Origin of the sequence: Ensifer sp. NM-2, assembly GCF_003024455.1 — a bacterium.
Taxonomy (GTDB): Bacteria; Pseudomonadota; Alphaproteobacteria; order Rhizobiales; family Rhizobiaceae; genus Ensifer; species Ensifer canadensis.
On sequence record NZ_PVZR01000137.1, the window covers coordinates 1 to 466 of the forward strand.

At 68.9% G+C, this 466-nt stretch carries 1 protein-coding gene; it reads right to left on the reverse strand.

Going from position 1 to position 466, the window contains the following annotated elements:
• A partial coding sequence (locus C6558_RS39155; protein ID WP_199197152.1) for a hypothetical protein occupies window positions 1-308 on the reverse strand: 308 nt, incomplete at its 3' end.
• Window positions 309-466 lie beyond the last annotated feature (158 nt).

Consider the following 466-nt stretch of genomic DNA (forward strand, 5'->3'; position numbering starts at 1 on the left):
TCGCCGCCGAGGACCTGCTCGATGTCGTGCATGAACACGGCGCCCATGTCGTCCTCGGTGATGAAGTCGACCTGGATCTCGGTCTCCTCCCCCGACGCGGTGACGACGACGGCACGGATGTCCTCGGTCGCGAAGTTGTCGTAGAGGACGAACTCCATCAGGTCGTCGTCCGCGCTGACGAACGTGCCGGACGGGGTGCCGTGCTCGGGCGTCCAGGTGGCGGCGTGGGCCGGGGCGGCGGCGACGCCGACGAGGACGGCTGCACCGAGGGCGGCGGCGGACAGGCGGGCGGGGAACTGCAGGGACATGGGGTCCTCCGGTTCGGCGGTGCGGGCGTGGTGTCACCCCGAGTGAGTGCAGGTGACGTGGGTCACGGACACGTCGATCCTATCTGCCACATGTGCATCTGGTGAGCGCCGCCTGGCCGCAGCCGCAGAATTCACTCACTCTTCATGTGGGACGCCGC